Here is a 16,087-nt window from a genome sequence, read left to right as displayed (position 1 = left end):
ATGTCGGGACACGCGAAAGGTGGAGCGCGTGGGACACAGATTCGCCGAGCTACGTCCTACCGGTCAAGGAGGTTCTTAGTGGAATGAACGATGGCCATGGCACTCTCGTTGGCCGCTTCCTTGAAGCGGCAGACAGTGTACGCTCCGGCTTTAAAGCGCTTACTTTGGCTAACCCGAAGATCCAACCCGGATTGTCGCCTTGTTCAAACGCGTTTGCGCAAGAGCCGGCCTCGAGCGGTCGCATGGTAGCTGCCTCGCCCTGGAATATCTCCACAAGCTAAAGGCGGGTGCTAGATGCACTCTGCACGCAAGAGCGATGCGCTTGCTAAGCGGCCAGCCCTGCTAGAAAGTTCAATTGGGCGGCGTTGTCGCCCCGGCGTCTGGCTGATCGGCGCCTAGCTGGGGTGTGGTCCCCGTTGGCATGGGGGTGCACTACGCTGCGTCGTTCGAGGAGCGGCCGACGATAATTGTGAGCAGACCCTCACCCCACAGCCGCTGCGCTGCTCTCTTGGCGTCCTCCAGCGTCACCCCATCGACCAGGGCATTCTGCTTTTCGAAATAGTCGATGGGCAGCTTGTCGATCTGATTCTTCAGTAGCGTTCGCGCAAGCTTTGATGATGTGTTGAGAGCCACGTGTTGCGCGCCCTTCAGGTAAGACTTTGCGTCATCGAGTTCCTGCTGAGTAGGTCCTTCCTCCGCGATGTGGCGGACCTGCTTCTCGATTTCCTCAACCGTCTGACCGGCACGATCTGCGCAGGTGCCGCTGCTGCCGAGAAAAATGGCTGAATGGTCCAACCAGACAAGGTGCTCACGGACGAAATAGGCCAGTCCGCGCTTCTCGCGGACTTCGCGGAACAGGCGAGACGTAAGGCCGGCGTCCCCGAGAATGTGATTGACGATGTAGGCGGCCATGAAATCCGGCTCGCTCCGACGGACGGCCGGCCCCCCAAAGGTCACAACTGTTTGCGGCACATCGACCGGAATGAAGACCCGCTGTGGCGGCTTTGCTGCGATGACTTCGGTAACCGGCACCGCTTCTGCGTTGCTCGGCAGGCCGCCAAATGTCTTGTCGAGCAGCTTGCAGACGACCGCTGGATCGACGTCGCCGACAATAGCGATTTTGAGCGTGTCTTTTGCGATCACGCGTCGGACATAACCCTTGAGATCCGCGACCTCGATCTTCGGCACGCTTTCCAGCGAGCCCTCGGCTGGGCGAGCGTAAGGATGATCCCCAAACGCGACTTCGAGAAACTTGCGATGGGCCAGAGACGAAGGATCGGTCGAGGCGTGCCGAAGGCGCGCAAGCACAGTAGCACGGGTCCGTTCGACGTCGGCCGAGTCGAAACGCGGTGAGGTTAGCGCCGTCCGTAAAAGCTCGAAGGCCTCGTCCGCGTTGTCTTGGAGCGTGCACAAGGCACCGCGAAAGTGATCAGGGGTCACATGAAAACCCAACTCAATGGCACGACGGTCTAGCCGCTGATGAAAGGTCTTGAAGTCAAAGTCGCCGGAACCTTCCTTGAGCAGGCCAGACACCATGTGACCGACGCCAGGTTTTTGAGCGGGGTCCTGAGTCGCGCCGCCGGTGAAGGCATATTCCATCGTGATCAATGGGACGGTAGAATCCTGCACGAACCACGCCTCTATACCGCAAGACGAAACTAGGCGCTTGATCCTGGTTCGGCCAAGTGAGCTCGCGGCGGCAACTGAATTTGGCGAAGCGAGCATAGCGATGGAGAGCGACGCTCCGCGGAGAAGGATCCCACGTCGTGTGCAAGGATAAATCACTAGAGCTTCTCCCAGTGTCGTGGAGTAGACTCTTTTATGAGATAGCCGGTCACCGCTCGTTTCTTGTCGAGCCAGTTCCGCAGTGCTTCGTGCACCTGCCGTGCACCGACAGCGCGGATGTCCTCCGGCCAGCGTTCAATATCCTCAATGCATAGTCCCGTCGTCAGGCCGCGGCCATACCGGTGCGCGAGCATTTCCTGACTGTCCTGGGCATAGGTGACTTGCGCAATCAGCCGCGTCTTCGCGCTCTGCAGATCTTCGGTGCTCACGGGATTACGGGCAATGTCGGCGATGACCTCGTCGATGGACTGCTCGATCAGGCTGAGGTGGACACCAGGTTTTGGTATGGCGGAAATCGCGAATAGCGAGGGATCGAGTGCGGCAGATTGGTAGCTCGCTCTGACAGTGACCGCGAGCTGCTTTTCGACAACAAGCGAGAGATAGAGATATGAATTGACACCGCCGCCCATCAACTGCTCGAGCACCTCAAGCGCCGGACCTTCCCCAGCGGCGGCGGTGCGAGCCGACGGTACGAGATAATAGCGGTGCAGGGCTGGCTGCTCGACGCGGGAATCGGCCAACGTCACTCTGCGCTGCGCGGCCGGCGTCGGCTCCTGCGGCCGCAGGCGTTGCACGGGAATCGACGGTTGCGCGGGGATGCCGCCAAACGTCTCCTTCACCAGCGAGAGAATTTCCTTGGTGTTTACGTCGCCAGCGACAATCAAGATCGCGTTGTTGGGTGCATAGTAGCGCTTGTAGAAGCTAAGCGCGTCCTCTCGGGTAAGCGTTTCGATTTCCTGGCGCCACCCAATAACGGGGTGGCCATAGGGATGGTTAAGGTAGAGCGCCGCCATCATCTGCTCAGCAAGCCGGTTACCTGGTTGGTTGGCGACGCGCATATTGAATTCCTCCAGCACGACGTCGCGCTCGGACAGCACATCCTCGTCCTTGAGAATGAGACCGTTCATGCGGTCGGCTTCAAATTCCATCATCTTACCGAGGTGCTCGCGAGGCACGTGTTGGAAGTAGCTGGTGAAGTCGAATCCGGTAAAGGCGTTCTGATAGCCGCCGGCGCGCATAACAGCCTTGCGGAACTCATCCGCCGGATGTTTGGATGTGCCCTTGAACATCAGGTGTTCGAGGAAATGCGCAAGCCCCGATTTGCCAGGCGGTTCGTCCGCGGAACCGACCTTATACCAAATCATCTGAGTCACGACGGGTGTGCGATGATCCGGGATCACGACGACCTGCAGGCCGTTCTGAAGTGTGAAGCATGCTGGTTGATCTGATTTGCCTGGATCGGCAAAGACGCTGGCCTCGTCAGGAAGGTATAAGCCGGTGCCACTCTCCGTTTTGCGCTCGACCGCCGGGGCGGTGCGCGTCGTCGACTCCGACCTTTCAGCGGCGGTGCTTGCCGCCTTGCCGGTGACCGAAAGCCGGTTCTTCATGGCATCGCCTTTCGTTTCATAGTTGTCACTATCGTAGAAAATCCGACACGGCGGGGAGCCGCGCCTCGTCTTGGCAAACAGTGGAGCAAAATCCGGACCAATCGCCGGATGGCGCCTCGCGTACGCAACGGTACACAGCGACCTTGCGCGCAACGCCTCAGGAGAACTTCGCGTCCAATCGAGAATTCAGGTCAATCGAGCACGACGTGACGTCAGCACAACATCCGGCAGGCTCGCCATCACACGTCTCGCTCTAGAAGACGAGTGGCTTGACAATATTTCTCACCGCCCCAACGTGGCAGTCGGCGAGCAGCTCCTTGGAGTACATTGCGCCGAAGTAGTGCAGGACGAAGGTGCCAGAATAGCGGAGATTTTCGGTCGCGCGGATTAGGTTATTCGGTGCGAACCTGACCTCACCAAAGTCGGTCTGGCCAATCGCTCTTGGTAGTTCGTGTACGCTCTACATAAAGTTATAGTCATCATCATACGGATCGTTCGTGGGCATCGCCACGCTTTCGGCACACTTGGCATTGCTGCTGTAGTCTTCTATCGCGGCAAGATACAAAGGCGGTCTACCCGTTCGCTGCCATTTGCCGTCTTTGTTCTTCCATTTGTCCTGGTGCTTGTCGGGATCAAGCACCATGATCGAGTCACCTACCTCAAGAAAGCCCAAGGCTGCTGCGCGGGAGTTCGCTTCCGGATTGAAAGAGTGGGAGAGCACAAGCGGTTTGTTACCGTCGATCTGGACCTGATGTTCAAGCAAGATATCGCCCGCGCTATCGACGAGCGGGTGGGTAACCTAGCGGTCGGCAAGCTAGCATAAGCTTCGCTATCTCCGCCTCCCTCTTCATCGCCACGCTTATCTTGAACGAGCCAATGCGTTCCGGCCGCCCGCCTGCGGTGCTGAGCTGGCATCGCCGGCCTCCTTCTTGCCTTCAAGGGCGAGGGACAGTCCGAAATTGTTGCGCAGCATCGGGTTTGCGGGTTCCGCTGCGAGAGCTTGGCGGTATAGTTCTTGGGCCTCCTGATGGCGGCCCTCGTGATCGAGAACCACCGCTTTGGCATTCAATGCGCGCAGGTCGCCAGGGGCTGCCAATAACACGACGTCGAGCACCTCGAGCGCATCATTCGGACGGTTGCGGGCCAGCAGGGCTCGCGCAAGAGGAATCGCCGCATCGATGTTGTTCGGCTGTTGCTTCAATGCATCGCGCAGAGCCCCTTCATCAGGATCCCGGCCGAGCGCGTACGAAATGCGCTCGCGCACCGCGGGATCGATGTCTTCGTTGTGTGCGAGGCCAGATGTGGACGTCTGCTGCGGTGAGAGGCTATGTTTATCTGGGGCAGCGCAGCCAGCGAGCAGCACAATAGCCAGCATCGCAAGCAGAGCGGGCCGCGGCCCTGGACTGGCGGAACACAAATGCCGGCGGCACCTGGTTTCATTTTGTTTCATCGGCTACTCACGGGGAAGTGCGGCGCATTCTTAGTTTGCAGCTGCTAGGAGCCCTCCTGAGGAAGGCGCCTTGGGAAGCTTGACGGATCCAATCGGTTGGACCGTGAAGTCGGCGGCGAGATCTTGATAAGACAGAACAGGCAGGTCGATGCCGTTGCGCGTGAGAAAACCACGTACGAAACGGCGGATATCCATCGACCCAAGGACGACAGGTTGGCTCTTACTTTGCGCGATGGTGGCATGGATCTGACGAAATTGTGCAAGCAGCTTTTCGCTCTGCCATTCATCCAAGACGAGGTATGGGCCGACGGCAGTTTCCCGTACTGCGCCGCGGATGATTTCCTCGCTCTCACGCTCGATGATAAAGGCGACCACGACGCGATGAGCGTTAGCATACCGAAAGCAGATTTGTCGCTTTAAGGTAGCACGAACATATTCGGTGAGCAGGACGGCGTTTTGCTCGCGCTCGCTCCATTCTGCCAATGCCTCCAGGAGCAAGCGGGTATTGCGGATTGGAATGCCTTCATCGAGCAACCGGCGCAGGACCTCGGCGATCCGAGGGACGGTGGCCGTACGCAGCACCTCCTTCACTAGGTCAGGATATTCCTGCTCCATCCGGGCGAGCAATTGGCGGGTTTCCTGGATACCTACCAGGCGCTGTGCATAGCGTGTCAATGTGGAATGGAGACGTAAGGCAAGAACTTCGCTCAGGCGATGATATCCGATTCCAGCGGCCTTGAGAGCCGCTGCATGCCGTTCTTCGATCCAGACACGATTCGTTTCCGGGTCTTGCTGAAAGGGGATGCCGCTCAACTCGATGTTCGCCACATCGTCGTTGAGCGCCAGGTGCCCGGGATTGATCACATCGCGCTCAACTGGCACACTATCGACATCCACCCTGAATTGCGACGAGGACAAGCTCTCGCCGATTTGGGCCGGGATGCGCGGAATGGTGATGCCAAGGTCCGCCGAGACCAGCCTTGAAACACGCGAAATGCTCTCTTCCAGCTCGTCTTTGTCGATCGAATCCGTCAGGTTCGGCGCAAGGAACAACGCGATCGGAAGTGCTTCCGCATGTGCGGTCTGCTTCTGGGCCGCTGCCGGAGCTGGCGCCGAAGCAGCGGCGCTTGCTCCAATTTTAGCGGCAGGCTTGTCGCCTTTGGCGCCGATCTTGACGAAGCTGGCCGCAGCGAACAGGACGGCCAGCACGACAAACGGGAGCAAAGGAAAGCCGGGAACAAGCCCCATGAATACCAATACGCAGGCCGCTAGCCTAAGTGCCTGCGTACTTGCGGTAAGTTGGTGAACGATATCGGCGCCGAGTTTGAGTTTGGAGGGCCCGTTGACGCGCGTGACAATGGTCGCGGCGGTAATTGACAGCAGCAACGCCGGAATCTGCGAAATGAGCGCATCACCGATCGTCAAAAGCGTATATTGATGCAGCGCGTCATCGAGCGACATACCCTTTGAGAGCAGACCGATGCTGATTCCGCCCAGCATATTGATGCAGATCACGATTAGTCCGGCGATCGCGTCTCCCTTAACGAACTTCATGGCGCCATCCATCGCGCCATGAAGTTGACTCTCTTGCTCCAAGGCGGCACGTCGGCGGCGTGCTTCGTGTTGATCAATGTGGTTGTTGCGAAGTTCCGCATCGATCGCCATCTGCTTGCCTGGTAGCGCGTCAAGCGTGAAGCGCGCAGACACCTCTGCGACGCGTTCGGCACCCTTGGCAAGAACCATGAACTGCACCATGGTCACGATCAAGAATATGACAATGCCGACCGCGATATTCCCTGAAATGACGAAGTCACCGAAGGTGTGAATGATGCTGCCGGCGTCGCCCTCAGCAAGGATCAGCCGCGTTGTTGCAATCGTTAACGCCAGTCGAAAGACGGTGGAGATCAGGATGACGCCCGGTAGCGACGAAAAATCAAGCGGTGTGGTGAGATAGAGCGCAACCATCAGCAGCAATATGGCAAAGCCAAGATTGAAGCCGATCAGCATGTCGATCACGATGATTGGGATTGGCATGATCATCATGCCGATCGCTAGAAGCAGCATCAAGGCAACCATGAAATCCGGGTGGGCCGGAGCGCGCACGATGAAGTCACGCAAGACGTTGGCCATGATAGATCCCTATTGCTTTTTGATGAGGGCGGCCCTGCTCGCGCGCAGTGACACATAGCGCTGGAAGACCTCGCGAGCCTCGGGCATGCGGCCAGCGTGCCGCAGGGCGTGACTGCGCAGCAGCGTCATCGGTATGCGGGAAGAGGGTTGCGTATCGAGTGCGTCCAGTCTGTCCAATACGTCGAGTGCTTCATCACCAAGGCCCTCGGAGATTAGCGCGTAGGCGAGAATGCGGAGTAAACCGATGTCGTTAGAATGCTCGCGAGCTGCAATTCGCAACAGAGCCAGACTTTGTGCGCTCTGCCCGCACGCGAGATGTACATACGAAAGCGCGCAAAGCAGGTCGCGCTCCGGCCCGGAGATCGACAGAATATCGCCGGACTTGGAGAGTTCTGGAACCATGGGAGCGGGCCCATGCTGCAATCCATCAGGATCGGCCATGGCTAGCCCTTGATTAAGCTGTTTTGATTTTGCCGGAGCATTAATAACCGCTGTAGTTCCTGCTGCAGGATTACCAAACACTCTCGTGCCGTATTGTCCTCCGGTGTCGCCTCCAACGTCCGCGTCAAGCGCTCCAAAAGAGCACCATGCTTGTCGGCGCGCAGTACGTCCGGATGACGGAGGCGTGGAACGACGAAGGAGAGTAGTCCGCGGGACAGATTGGGACCATAGAGCAAAGCCAATACCGCGCGTGGATCTAGCTCATTTGCTCCTGCTTCGCTTTCGAATAAAGTGACGCGAGAGATGGCGCCGACGGAGCTGACCTCGAGCGTCGCTTCGCTCGCAACATCAATTGGCAGATCATGCGAAACCGTATCCCGCCACGATGCGCGCTTCGCGCCGCTATCCGCATGGGCGCCTTCGAGCTCGAGTTTATCACCTCGCGAGGGAGACGAGCCGATGACCGGTGCGTGCTGGCCCGCATCTAATCCCTGCGATCCGGTGTCGGGCCCTACGGAGTGCTGGGGCAGCCTAGCCATCGCCTTCTCCTTCTTTCTTGCAGGCTAGAGACCTCAATATGGCAAAGCGGCAGATCGGCCGTTGCGACTGAGCAGAACACGTCCATCCTCAATTCGATCAACGGTCCATCCATTGCTTAAGAGCGCACCGACGAAGTACTTCTGCCCGGCAATAAGCAGATAAGGTTCGCTTCCGCGCCAGACGGCTTGGACAGCAATTGAAGACGGCATCTTCTCCTCTTTCACCGTGACAGCATTCACAAGGGTCGTGGTGCCGTTGGTTTGACGATCGAACCATTGCTGGATCTCTTTCCATTTTACGACGAGGTTCGGCGTAATTGTGCCTTCCGCGGTCACAACGCCGGGGCCGCGCCCGATCTTAACGTCAAGAAGGCCCGCTCGTTCGATCTCTTGCCGCAGCGATACGGCCATTTCATCAGCAGCTCTCGGATCAGAATGATCAACGGTTGGCTTAGTGGCAATCTCGACCGTGCGCGACGAATGTGTACTTGGCACCACCGCTCTATCGCCTGGGGCGAAGATAGTTGAGACGGTGCCGATCACGACAGAGCTGAGCAGAACCAGGCTGAGTGCTAAGGTCAAGCTGCGGGAGCGCTTGCTCGAAGAAACCGGCTGGATATCCTCTGTCGACCAGCGGATGGACATCGCGCCAGCATGAACGACCGCGGGGAGGGGCACTCTGACGCGCTCACCTGAAGCGATGCTCGCGAGACCGTCTATGCTGATGTTGGCGGCGAGCGCCTCGACCTCGATCGAATCGTGCTGCGCGATGACACGAAGGTGATGCGGCTCAAGCCCTTGTTCAACGAAGATCATGTCTGCATCGAAGCCACTGCCAACAATGCTGTCGCCGCCCGCTGCCTTCCCCTTGAGCCCGGTATAGAGTCCCGAAAGCACCTCGAACTCGAGCGAAACAGAGCCCTTCACGACAACCTCCTGAATAACGAGAGAAGCCGTACGGCAGCGCCGTACGGCTCATCCAGATTTCGTCATTCACAACTCGGCGACGGTAGCAACGCGGTGAGCCACCCGTCTCGCAGAATTACTGAACGCGTTCGTCGGCGACCTTCTTCTCGGACGAGAGCTCGGTCGTGATTCGACGCATTGCCACGGCCTGGGCCTGAACCTTCTGGCTAACACGCTCGAATTCAGCCATCTGATTCTGGAAGCCCGTATCGCCCGTCGGCTGCGCCCCAGCAGCGCCGCCATTTCCGCCAACATTGTCAACTGCCATATCTACTTACCTTTCTGTTGGGATAACCTTGGTTCTGACTTGTTACGAGTTGTGGGCCGGCGAGATGATCGCGGGAATTGAGAGGACCATGGGCGTACCGCCGAGCGTGCTGAGCCCAAGGTTCAGCTCCGGGCTCTTGCAGAGGGTATCGGACTTGGGTTGTACCTCGCTCTTGTCGCCGGCGTCTTTGTCGTCTACGGCCTTATCGTGGCTACCCTCGTCGGGCACCAAGGTGTGGACCACCTTGTCAAAGACCTTGTCAACGCTCCCGCCCAGTGCCGAACCAATGGCCGCTCCGGCAGGCCCGCCAAGGTATCCGCCGGCAGCACTTCCGATCATTTCTCCGATCATCGCATTCTCCTATCCTCGTCTTGTTGCGCTCAATAGACGACTGCTCGCCTAGATTTCAGCGGCCTCATGCTAGGGGCGCTAGCTTTCGAAAAGCTGACGAGCCTCATGTTGAGGCGAGTGGGATGATCTTTTGCGGCAGCGTTGCACCTGCTCGCAATCATCGGCTCGCCCGGGCCGTCCCAGCCCGTTTATAATCGGCTTTGCTCAAGGCCCTGTGGGTGGTGCTTAGCTGCGCGTTCAGGAAAGAGTTTACCTTGCGGAGCCTGCGCAGGCGCGTGGCTTGGCGGATAGAGTGCGGAAGCGGGATAAGGTCATGGAGTTGTGCGGGTCTCAGCCCGCGCTAGACTCGTTTGGTCAACATGGGCGGCTTGTGCAAAGTCAGGTTCCGCGAAGATCCTCTGATGCCGGAGAGACTGGTCCGCGCACGTGTTCAACCCATCGATCGCTCCTCGCAGATGATGTGCACGATCGGCGGGAGCGCTGATTGCGCGGTGAGGATGGGATGACTGGTTGATAACCGGCAGACCTCGCGTATCGCGAAGACATAGGGCACCTCTGATAACAGCCGTTTCGTGCGAAGAGGAGGGTTGAAGGTTGCGATACAGCTTGGCGAAGGATGCGTCTCGGACATTCGATCAATGTCAAAGTGGATGCGGCTTCGCTCGCCCATCGTCGTCAGCTTTTCGACAGGTATTCGGGCTACGGTCGCTGTGAGTTAAATGGGCGTGATGTGATCGTGCAGCACTTAGTGTGGTGCGACGAAAGGAAGATCTCATTAGGGCTGCTGGTCTGGCAAGAGAAGTAGTCGTTCGTCCGGATGAGCTAATGGTGCGTTCTCGTGCAAATCGAAGCAGCGTACCTTGGTTGAGTATGCGCGCAGCGCTCGCGGTTTTACAGATTTCGTCTATGCAACAGGAGTAAACTAAATGCCGTATCTTCCCGTGGCTGGCCTTCAGGTGGTGGGCGCGTCCGACTCGATGAACGGAGTGGTGCCAGAAGGCGCGGTTGTCACTCCCGCCTTCAACGCCTTGTTGGGACAGTATGCTCCGGCGAGCTACCAGTACCTACCGGTAGCCTCACCAGCCCTCGTCAGTTCGGTCGCCGTTCCGGTCGTGGTAACGCCAGCCGTCGTTACGACCCAAGCTTACATGATGGCGCCTCCTCCTCCCACCATGCTGATGAGCCAGCTGAATCAAAATTCTGAGCCTGCTGTGGATCCGGTGTGGACGCACGAGGTCAAGGATGGCAAGGCCACGATCAACCTTGGGGACAAGTATACGATTACGGCCAATGAAAAGGATGGCACCTGGACAGTTCGCAACAACCAGACCGGGCATGTCACCGTAATTCATGGCGACCCCCACGTTGATGCCGACGGAGACGGCAAAGATGACTTCGATTTCAAGAAGGATATGACGTTTGAGCTCGACGACGGCACGAAAATTACTGTCAACAATGTTGACTACGGTAATGGTCAGGCCATCTCTTCAAAGCTTACCATTACCAACGGCCACAACGCGATGGTTGTCGAGGGGCTCGGCGACGACAAGGATGGAAAAAACAATCTAAGGGTGACCCAGTCCAATGCTGGCATGACCCTTGACGAGTTGACGTCCGATGGTGCCCAAACGATCCATGAGAGTGGCCAAGGCTGGGTCGATGGGGCCGGACGCGCGGTGAATCAGGCGAGTATCGATGCAGGCGAACAAGGGCGCGGGCCCGGTAATTACCAGTATGGAAGCGCAGCGCGTGCCTCTACCGCCCCCGTCTTCTTCGTTCCTCCTCCGCCGCCGCCTCTTGCGATGGTGCCTGTTGCGGTCGCCCAGGCGCCCACGCAGTCGTCTCAGCCGGCGCCGATCTGGTCGCATGAGGTCAGGGGCAGCAGGGCTGAGATCAAGCTTGGTGATAAGTATTCGATGCTCGTGGACGAGCATGACGGAACGGTGCTCATTCGCAACAATCAAACGGGCAAGATCACAGCGATCAAGGGCGACCCCCACGTCGATGCCGACGGTGACGGCAAGATCGATTTCGATTTCAAGAAGAACATGACGTTCCAGCTCGACGACGGCACGAAAATTACCATCGACACCGTTGATATTGGCAACGGCAAAACGATGGCCTCGAAGCTGACCATTACCAACGGCGACAATGCCATTGTCGTCGAAGGGCTAGGAGACCGCTTCGATGGTAAGAACAATCTTAAGGTGACGCAGTCGAATGCAGGCCGTACGCTTGATCAGCTGACTTCAGATGGAGCACAGACGATTTACGAACAGCCAGGCTCGGGCTGGGTTGATCGGTCTGGACGCCAGGTTAACCAGGCGATCATCGACAGCAATGAGAATCCAGGCACACCGTCGGACGCTTGAGTTGGCCGCAATCCTGGCTGGTCCTGCGAGGCGATCCCAGCTTATCGGGTAAGTCACTGAAGCGGGCGTTAGCGCCCGCTTTTCGTGTTCGGCGGCGCCAATCGTACCCACAGGCCCGCCATGACCCACGGATCAGGTACCCGCAACATTTTTCGATGCTGTTGTCAGCGGACCGGGAGCTGCGCAGGTATCTGCGCAGCGAGCGCCGAAGCTACCGACGTTACGATCTCACAGGATCTCTCTGGCACGCCATTTCGCGGGCGGCTGCAGTACCGATCCAGCACAGCCAGGTGACGGAATTGATCATAAAGGGAGAAGCGGTTGGTTCAGCTTGAAGCGTGCTGACTGAAAAGCGTGATGAACCCTCACTGAGGAGTGAGGCGCACGGCCGCGTAAGCTAGTCGCTGCGGTGTTTTCCGAGAGTTCCAAGTGCGATCGGATTGCGACCGGCCGCACCGCCCACCTGGAGGATCACCTAAGACGCATCTGGCGGCTGGTTTGGCAAGTCGGCGGCTGCGCCAGGTCGTTCTCGGTTCAGCTTGCCTTCCGAAGGTCCTTCCCTGTGCGCCTCTGATAATCCGGACCTTCACCCATCATCTAGCTCGCTCATCGCGTCATCCATATCTGACTGGGAATCGCTTATAACTTGGGTGGCGACGGCAACCAGAGCCTTTTCGAAGGCTCGCTGCAACAATGCTGCGGGCGAGTTTTCGCCGCCGTTCCCGGCGTTATCGGTGGTTGCGCCAGCTTCTGGCGCCGTTGCTGCGATATCGGCTGCGGCTGTGTCCATGTCATAAAACCAAGCTAGCGGGGGTGCCGCGAGATGACCTATTCCAGCGGTTCTAGCAGGCACAGCTTGCAAGAAGCTGACGAAGAGTGAGGCTGGATTGATACCGTGATTCCCTGTGCTCAGTGACTCGGTGGCTCCGCCCTTGGAGTTTTATGTGAAAAGGACGGTGCCGGTTGGAATCATTCGGCCGCTGCGTGGTTACCGAAAATCAACGCGTTCGGTTCGACTCCAGGCGCAGCTGAGAGCCAGTGGATCGGATGGGCATTTGCGTTGCCTGCAATAGAGAGCTGGCCTCTATCTCACGATACGAGCTAAGAAAGCGCACTAGCGAGGTGTGCCTTGCGCGGCTTCTGAAGCAGGCCATCGCGCGGAAGCAGCTGCGTTCGGCGCGGGCTGCATAAAGGAGATGAAGACCTTGGGTGGCGGGCAGAGTTTTCGCAAATCAATCCGGCGATCTTGATGATATTTATGCTTTCGATCACCGGGGGCATACTCTCTGAGAGCTGCTATCAGCAGGCCATTAACGCCAGATGCCAGAGTCCTCGCTTTGCGAATGATCAATCGTTTGCCAGGGAACGAGGACAAGCGGCGGCGTAAGCAGTTCGATGTTGAACGTGCTCAGGGGACGGTCATACCCTGACTCTCCTGATCCGGAACCCCCTTACCCTCGGCTCGACGCACGATCGTCTCGCGGTGCTCCTAAAGCGCAGCGTGACTCGCGGGGCTGGCACGCCAATTCTGAATTCGCAGCTAAATTGCAATGTTCTTCTCCGCGGGCCGTTGTGTTCTCAGCGAACCATATGAAAGCCATTTCGTGCATCCGGCTCGAGAGGTCTTTGACTAGGCCGCTGCCCCTCGCGAGCTGGTCTGGCACTTATGAGTGGCCGGAAAAGAGAAGAGTGGCCGCGGAATACCCCCGGGGCGCCTCTCACCAGGTGTCCTGCCATCTCTAAGTCTTTGTCGGCCGCGGGGAGTATCACCCTGCCGTGGCACGGCTGCAGCCGTCAGCCGATGGGCGAATCTTCCGCATCTATCGGTTGGTCTTGCTCTAACTCTCAGGCCAAAGGGTCGGATCACGCGAAGGTGTGAGACGAATGAAGCCGTCCTCTCTCCATTCGGCCGTGTGAGGCACACCGAGCATGGCGAAAACTGTTCTCGGGTTGTCTTTGCTTGGCTTCACTCCGCTGCGCTCCAGCATGTCGATCTGAGCGCCGGTGGCTGTTTGAGGCGCAAACACCCAAAAGTCTTTGGCGAGATGTCCGTCCCACATGCGGAACTCGGAAAGTTCTGACGGAGCTGCGGAAGACCCAGGTTGGGGCGGTCCCGCCTGCAGTGGCCGGGCATGGGATGGGCCAGCGTGAGACGGCTCACCCTGAAAAGCGGCGGTGTGCGATGGTCCTGCATGCGATGGACCCGCTTGTGGCTCACTGTGCCGTGGCTCGGCATGAGACGGGCCGGCATCCAGATTCTGCCATATCACATCTTGATCGAAGCTGGGATGTTCCTCGATCGCCTGGGCGATGGTCTGGGGCGAGAGATGCTGCCGGTCGTTTTCCTGCCCAGGCGCAGCATATAGATCATCCTGCCAACCCGAGTCTGGCGAATGGGGATCCGCTAAATCCTCGTAAGGCGGATTCAGGTGTCCGATATCAAAGTAGGGAGAGTAGGGGTGACCCGCGTTCAGATACGGTGAATAAGGCTCGCCCTGCAGCACTGGATGGGCGACGCTCTGCGCCAAAGCGGGAGCCTGTGCGCCGCTGAGCTGCTGCTCGAATTCGGTTGCATCTGAAGGCATCTGTGCTGTGTCCGGACCCGGGCTCGTATTCGCCGGGGCGACTGCATTGAAATCCACCCTGTTCCTCCTTCCAACTGATGACACGCATCGAGTTACGCGAAGCCTCAGCTAGCTCGGAAGCACGCGTGCGGAGGCCCGCATTGATCTCTAATACCTCGCGCCGCCTGCAAAAACGGCACTACCTAATTTCCCTTGGGCGTCTGGGTCTCTGGTCCCTCTATCAGGGTTGCTCCAAGCAAGGCAGCCGCCCAAACCTCGCATGCTCAAGCTGGGGACCGTAGCTTTCGAAAAGCTGACGATCGGATGAAATAGGCGTACGCCGGACGGACCGACTTTGCTCGGAGCGGTCTTGCACCTTCGACCTCACTTCTGGCCTGGACCGGTTTCGCGCAAAATGCCCTCATGGTGCGGTGTTTCGGGAGAACCTTCCGGCCGCCCGTCTCGCAAGACCGTGCTCGATGAACCGCGAAACAACATCAAGACCGACTCGCGTTGTGGCCTCTCGGCTGCGACGGGACTGCGCCGTGCCTGCGCTTCCGCCACAAGGCCTTTAAGGGTCTGATCCACCAGCGCAACAAATCGGGGTGGGCCAGAAGCAAGGATGAGGCCCTCTCCCGGAGCTGGTTTCACGATATAGCGTTCATCCGAGATGTTGAGGGCGTCGAGCGCGGAGTTGAACGCATCGAAGCTGATCGGGTTCAATACGATGAGCCGGCTTTGCGCCTCGTGGGCGGCGGAGATGTAAAGGACGAGCCCGTCGTAATACCACTGAAGATTGTACAGGGAAGTCAAACGGTCAAGGAATTCTCGTGGCGGCAAGTCAGGCATTCGCCCGCGAATCCGGCCCCTGACCTCGGCGCTGACATTGACCCTGATATTGAGATTGTTGCCGAACTCCTGCAGCGCCGCAGGAAGATCCTGATCGAGAACGGTGTAGCTATAAGGGGCAGACGGCAGGGAAAGGGATGCAGCAGACGAGCGCATTATGCCGATACAGATTAAAACGCCGGCACAAAGAGTTCTTTTTAGAATATGTACCATCGTAGATCGCGTGAGCATTCCCGGACGCCTTCCGCTCATCATCAAGTTGGAGTTTCGTTCTAGCTTGAAAACCAAAAGTGATCTTTAGATGACGCAGTCAGAACGATCTCCGTCAGGTTTTCGTCAGCTCGCCAGCCTATGAACTTGATCGGTTCATCGGTTAACGCCTAGGTCTCATCACAACAGCACAATGACTCATTCCATGTTGTTAGGCGCAACGCCGATCTCTCCCAGTTCGGCTGACTGTCTTTCCAGTGCCTGCTCGCCCGCAGCCGCTGGCGAGCAGGCGCGCTTCGAGCAGTCCCTGGCGCAAGTAGCTGCAAATCACGGATCTGCTCTCCCGCCCGCGGATCGGCCCGTAGCGGCTTCGCCGATATTGGAGGTCCAGCGTACGAATGTGCTGGCAAGTCCGCCGGGTGACCGAATCCTCCAAACCCTTTCCAGTATGTACCAGGGCCGCGCCGTTCCTCCGGCGGTTGCGTCGGCTGTCGTGACTAGTGTGCAGCCTGGGCCGGCTACGCAGCCGCTTTTGCAGACGGATAACGTCGGTGCACATGCGAATGGTAAACCGGTTGGAGCCGATTTTGAATCGATGATGACGAATCTGCGAGACGTATACAGGGACGTTATTCAGGTTTCCCTTGTCTCCAAGGGCACCAGCGCTGTCAGTTCGTCGCTCAACAAGCTGCTATCGGCCGGCTGAGTAAGCTG

General features: G+C 58.2%; 14 protein-coding genes and 1 pseudogene. 2 read left to right on the top strand and 13 right to left on the bottom strand.

Annotated features, from left to right (window positions below):
- Positions 1-432 precede the first annotated feature (432 nt).
- From AC24YW_RS32630 to AC24YW_RS32585, 10 genes and pseudogenes are all read right to left on the bottom strand, one after another.
- Positions 433-1,785, bottom strand: a complete 1,353-nt coding sequence (locus tag AC24YW_RS32630) for a M16 family metallopeptidase (RefSeq protein WP_487486553.1) — start codon at positions 1,783-1,785, stop codon at positions 433-435.
- Complete coding sequence (locus tag AC24YW_RS32625; protein WP_487486552.1) at positions 1,785-3,233, bottom strand: M16 family metallopeptidase; 1,449 nt, start codon at positions 3,231-3,233, stop codon at positions 1,785-1,787. The genes AC24YW_RS32630 and AC24YW_RS32625 overlap by 1 nt, the downstream gene beginning before the upstream one ends.
- A 460-nt stretch (positions 3,234-3,693) precedes the next feature.
- Positions 3,694-4,020 (bottom strand): annotated as a pseudogene (locus AC24YW_RS32620) (hypothetical protein); the annotation flags it as partial.
- A gap of 72 nt (positions 4,021-4,092) precedes the next feature.
- On the bottom strand, positions 4,093-4,683 hold the full coding sequence (locus AC24YW_RS32615; protein WP_487486551.1) for a tetratricopeptide repeat protein: 591 nt from the start codon (positions 4,681-4,683) through the stop codon (positions 4,093-4,095).
- Between the two features lie 30 nt (positions 4,684-4,713).
- On the bottom strand, positions 4,714-6,813 hold the full coding sequence (gene sctV / locus AC24YW_RS32610; protein WP_487486550.1) for a type III secretion system export apparatus subunit SctV: 2,100 nt from the start codon (positions 6,811-6,813) through the stop codon (positions 4,714-4,716).
- A gap of 9 nt (positions 6,814-6,822) precedes the next feature.
- A complete protein-coding gene (sctY, locus tag AC24YW_RS32605; RefSeq protein ID WP_487486549.1) occupies positions 6,823-7,254 on the bottom strand; it encodes a type III secretion apparatus assembly chaperone SctY in 432 nt (143 codons plus the stop codon).
- Between the two features lie 2 nt (positions 7,255-7,256).
- Complete coding sequence (locus AC24YW_RS32600) at positions 7,257-7,793, bottom strand: hypothetical protein (RefSeq protein WP_487486548.1); 537 nt, start codon at positions 7,791-7,793, stop codon at positions 7,257-7,259.
- Positions 7,794-7,826: 33 nt separating this feature from the next.
- Entirely contained in the window at positions 7,827-8,720 is an 894-nt protein-coding gene (locus tag AC24YW_RS32595; RefSeq protein ID WP_487486547.1) for a SctD/MshK family protein, read from the bottom strand.
- Positions 8,721-8,835: 115 nt separating this feature from the next.
- The gene (locus AC24YW_RS32590) at positions 8,836-9,027 is read right to left on the bottom strand and encodes a hypothetical protein (RefSeq protein WP_036014847.1); all 192 of its coding nucleotides are present in this window, start codon (positions 9,025-9,027) and stop codon (positions 8,836-8,838) included.
- 42 nt (positions 9,028-9,069) lie between these two features.
- Positions 9,070-9,378 (bottom strand): hypothetical protein, encoded by a 309-nt coding sequence (locus AC24YW_RS32585; RefSeq protein ID WP_487486546.1) that lies wholly within the window; start codon positions 9,376-9,378, stop codon positions 9,070-9,072.
- 926 nt (positions 9,379-10,304) lie between these two features.
- Here AC24YW_RS32585 and AC24YW_RS32580 point away from each other — a divergent pair.
- Positions 10,305-11,750, top strand: coding sequence for a DUF1521 domain-containing protein (locus AC24YW_RS32580; RefSeq protein ID WP_487486545.1), 1,446 nt, complete (start codon positions 10,305-10,307; stop codon positions 11,748-11,750).
- A 586-nt stretch (positions 11,751-12,336) separates the two neighbouring features.
- On the opposite strand, the gene AC24YW_RS32575 is transcribed toward AC24YW_RS32580, so the two are convergent.
- The 3 genes from AC24YW_RS32575 to AC24YW_RS32565 all read right to left on the bottom strand — a co-directional run bounded on the left by AC24YW_RS32575 (position 12,337) and on the right by AC24YW_RS32565 (position 15,394).
- Positions 12,337-12,540: a hypothetical protein gene (locus tag AC24YW_RS32575; RefSeq protein ID WP_487486544.1), complete on the bottom strand. Its 204-nt coding sequence runs from the start codon at positions 12,538-12,540 to the stop codon at positions 12,337-12,339.
- A 1,048-nt stretch (positions 12,541-13,588) separates the two neighbouring features.
- Positions 13,589-14,392 (bottom strand): hypothetical protein, encoded by an 804-nt coding sequence (locus tag AC24YW_RS32570; protein WP_487486543.1) that lies wholly within the window; start codon positions 14,390-14,392, stop codon positions 13,589-13,591.
- A 306-nt stretch (positions 14,393-14,698) separates the two neighbouring features.
- Complete coding sequence (locus AC24YW_RS32565; protein WP_487486542.1) at positions 14,699-15,394, bottom strand: secretin N-terminal domain-containing protein; 696 nt, start codon at positions 15,392-15,394, stop codon at positions 14,699-14,701.
- Between the two features lie 172 nt (positions 15,395-15,566).
- Between AC24YW_RS32565 and AC24YW_RS32560 the strand changes: the two genes are divergently transcribed.
- Positions 15,567-16,079 (top strand): nodulation protein NolB, encoded by a 513-nt coding sequence (locus AC24YW_RS32560; protein WP_487486541.1) that lies wholly within the window; start codon positions 15,567-15,569, stop codon positions 16,077-16,079.
- Positions 16,080-16,087 lie beyond the last annotated feature (8 nt).

The sequence above is a fragment of the Bradyrhizobium sp. USDA3516 genome (genome assembly GCF_057651995.1).
Note: the sequence above shows the minus strand (reverse complement) of the source record. Positions and strands in the feature narration are given on the sequence as shown.

Excerpts from the sequence above, each read along its gene's own strand:
- AC24YW_RS32580 (WP_487486545.1), top strand. The coding sequence starts at position 10,305 with ATGCCGTATCTTCCCGTGGCTGGCCTTCAGGTGGTGGGCGCGTCCGAC.
- sctV (WP_487486550.1), bottom strand. The coding sequence starts at position 6,813 with ATGGCCAACGTCTTGCGTGACTTCATCGTGCGCGCTCCGGCCCACCCG.
- AC24YW_RS32615 (WP_487486551.1), bottom strand. The coding sequence starts at position 4,683 with ATGAAACAAAATGAAACCAGGTGCCGCCGGCATTTGTGTTCCGCCAGT.
- AC24YW_RS32575 (WP_487486544.1), bottom strand. The coding sequence starts at position 12,540 with ATGGACACAGCCGCAGCCGATATCGCAGCAACGGCGCCAGAAGCTGGC.
- AC24YW_RS32565 (WP_487486542.1), bottom strand. The coding sequence starts at position 15,394 with ATGCTCACGCGATCTACGATGGTACATATTCTAAAAAGAACTCTTTGT.
- AC24YW_RS32600 (WP_487486548.1), bottom strand. The coding sequence starts at position 7,793 with ATGGCTAGGCTGCCCCAGCACTCCGTAGGGCCCGACACCGGATCGCAG.
- AC24YW_RS32585 (WP_487486546.1), bottom strand. The coding sequence starts at position 9,378 with ATGATCGGAGAAATGATCGGAAGTGCTGCCGGCGGATACCTTGGCGGG.
- AC24YW_RS32560 (WP_487486541.1), top strand. The coding sequence starts at position 15,567 with ATGACTCATTCCATGTTGTTAGGCGCAACGCCGATCTCTCCCAGTTCG.
- AC24YW_RS32590 (WP_036014847.1), bottom strand. The coding sequence starts at position 9,027 with ATGGCAGTTGACAATGTTGGCGGAAATGGCGGCGCTGCTGGGGCGCAG.
- sctY (WP_487486549.1), bottom strand. The coding sequence starts at position 7,254 with ATGGCCGATCCTGATGGATTGCAGCATGGGCCCGCTCCCATGGTTCCA.
- AC24YW_RS32625 (WP_487486552.1), bottom strand. The coding sequence starts at position 3,233 with ATGAAGAACCGGCTTTCGGTCACCGGCAAGGCGGCAAGCACCGCCGCT.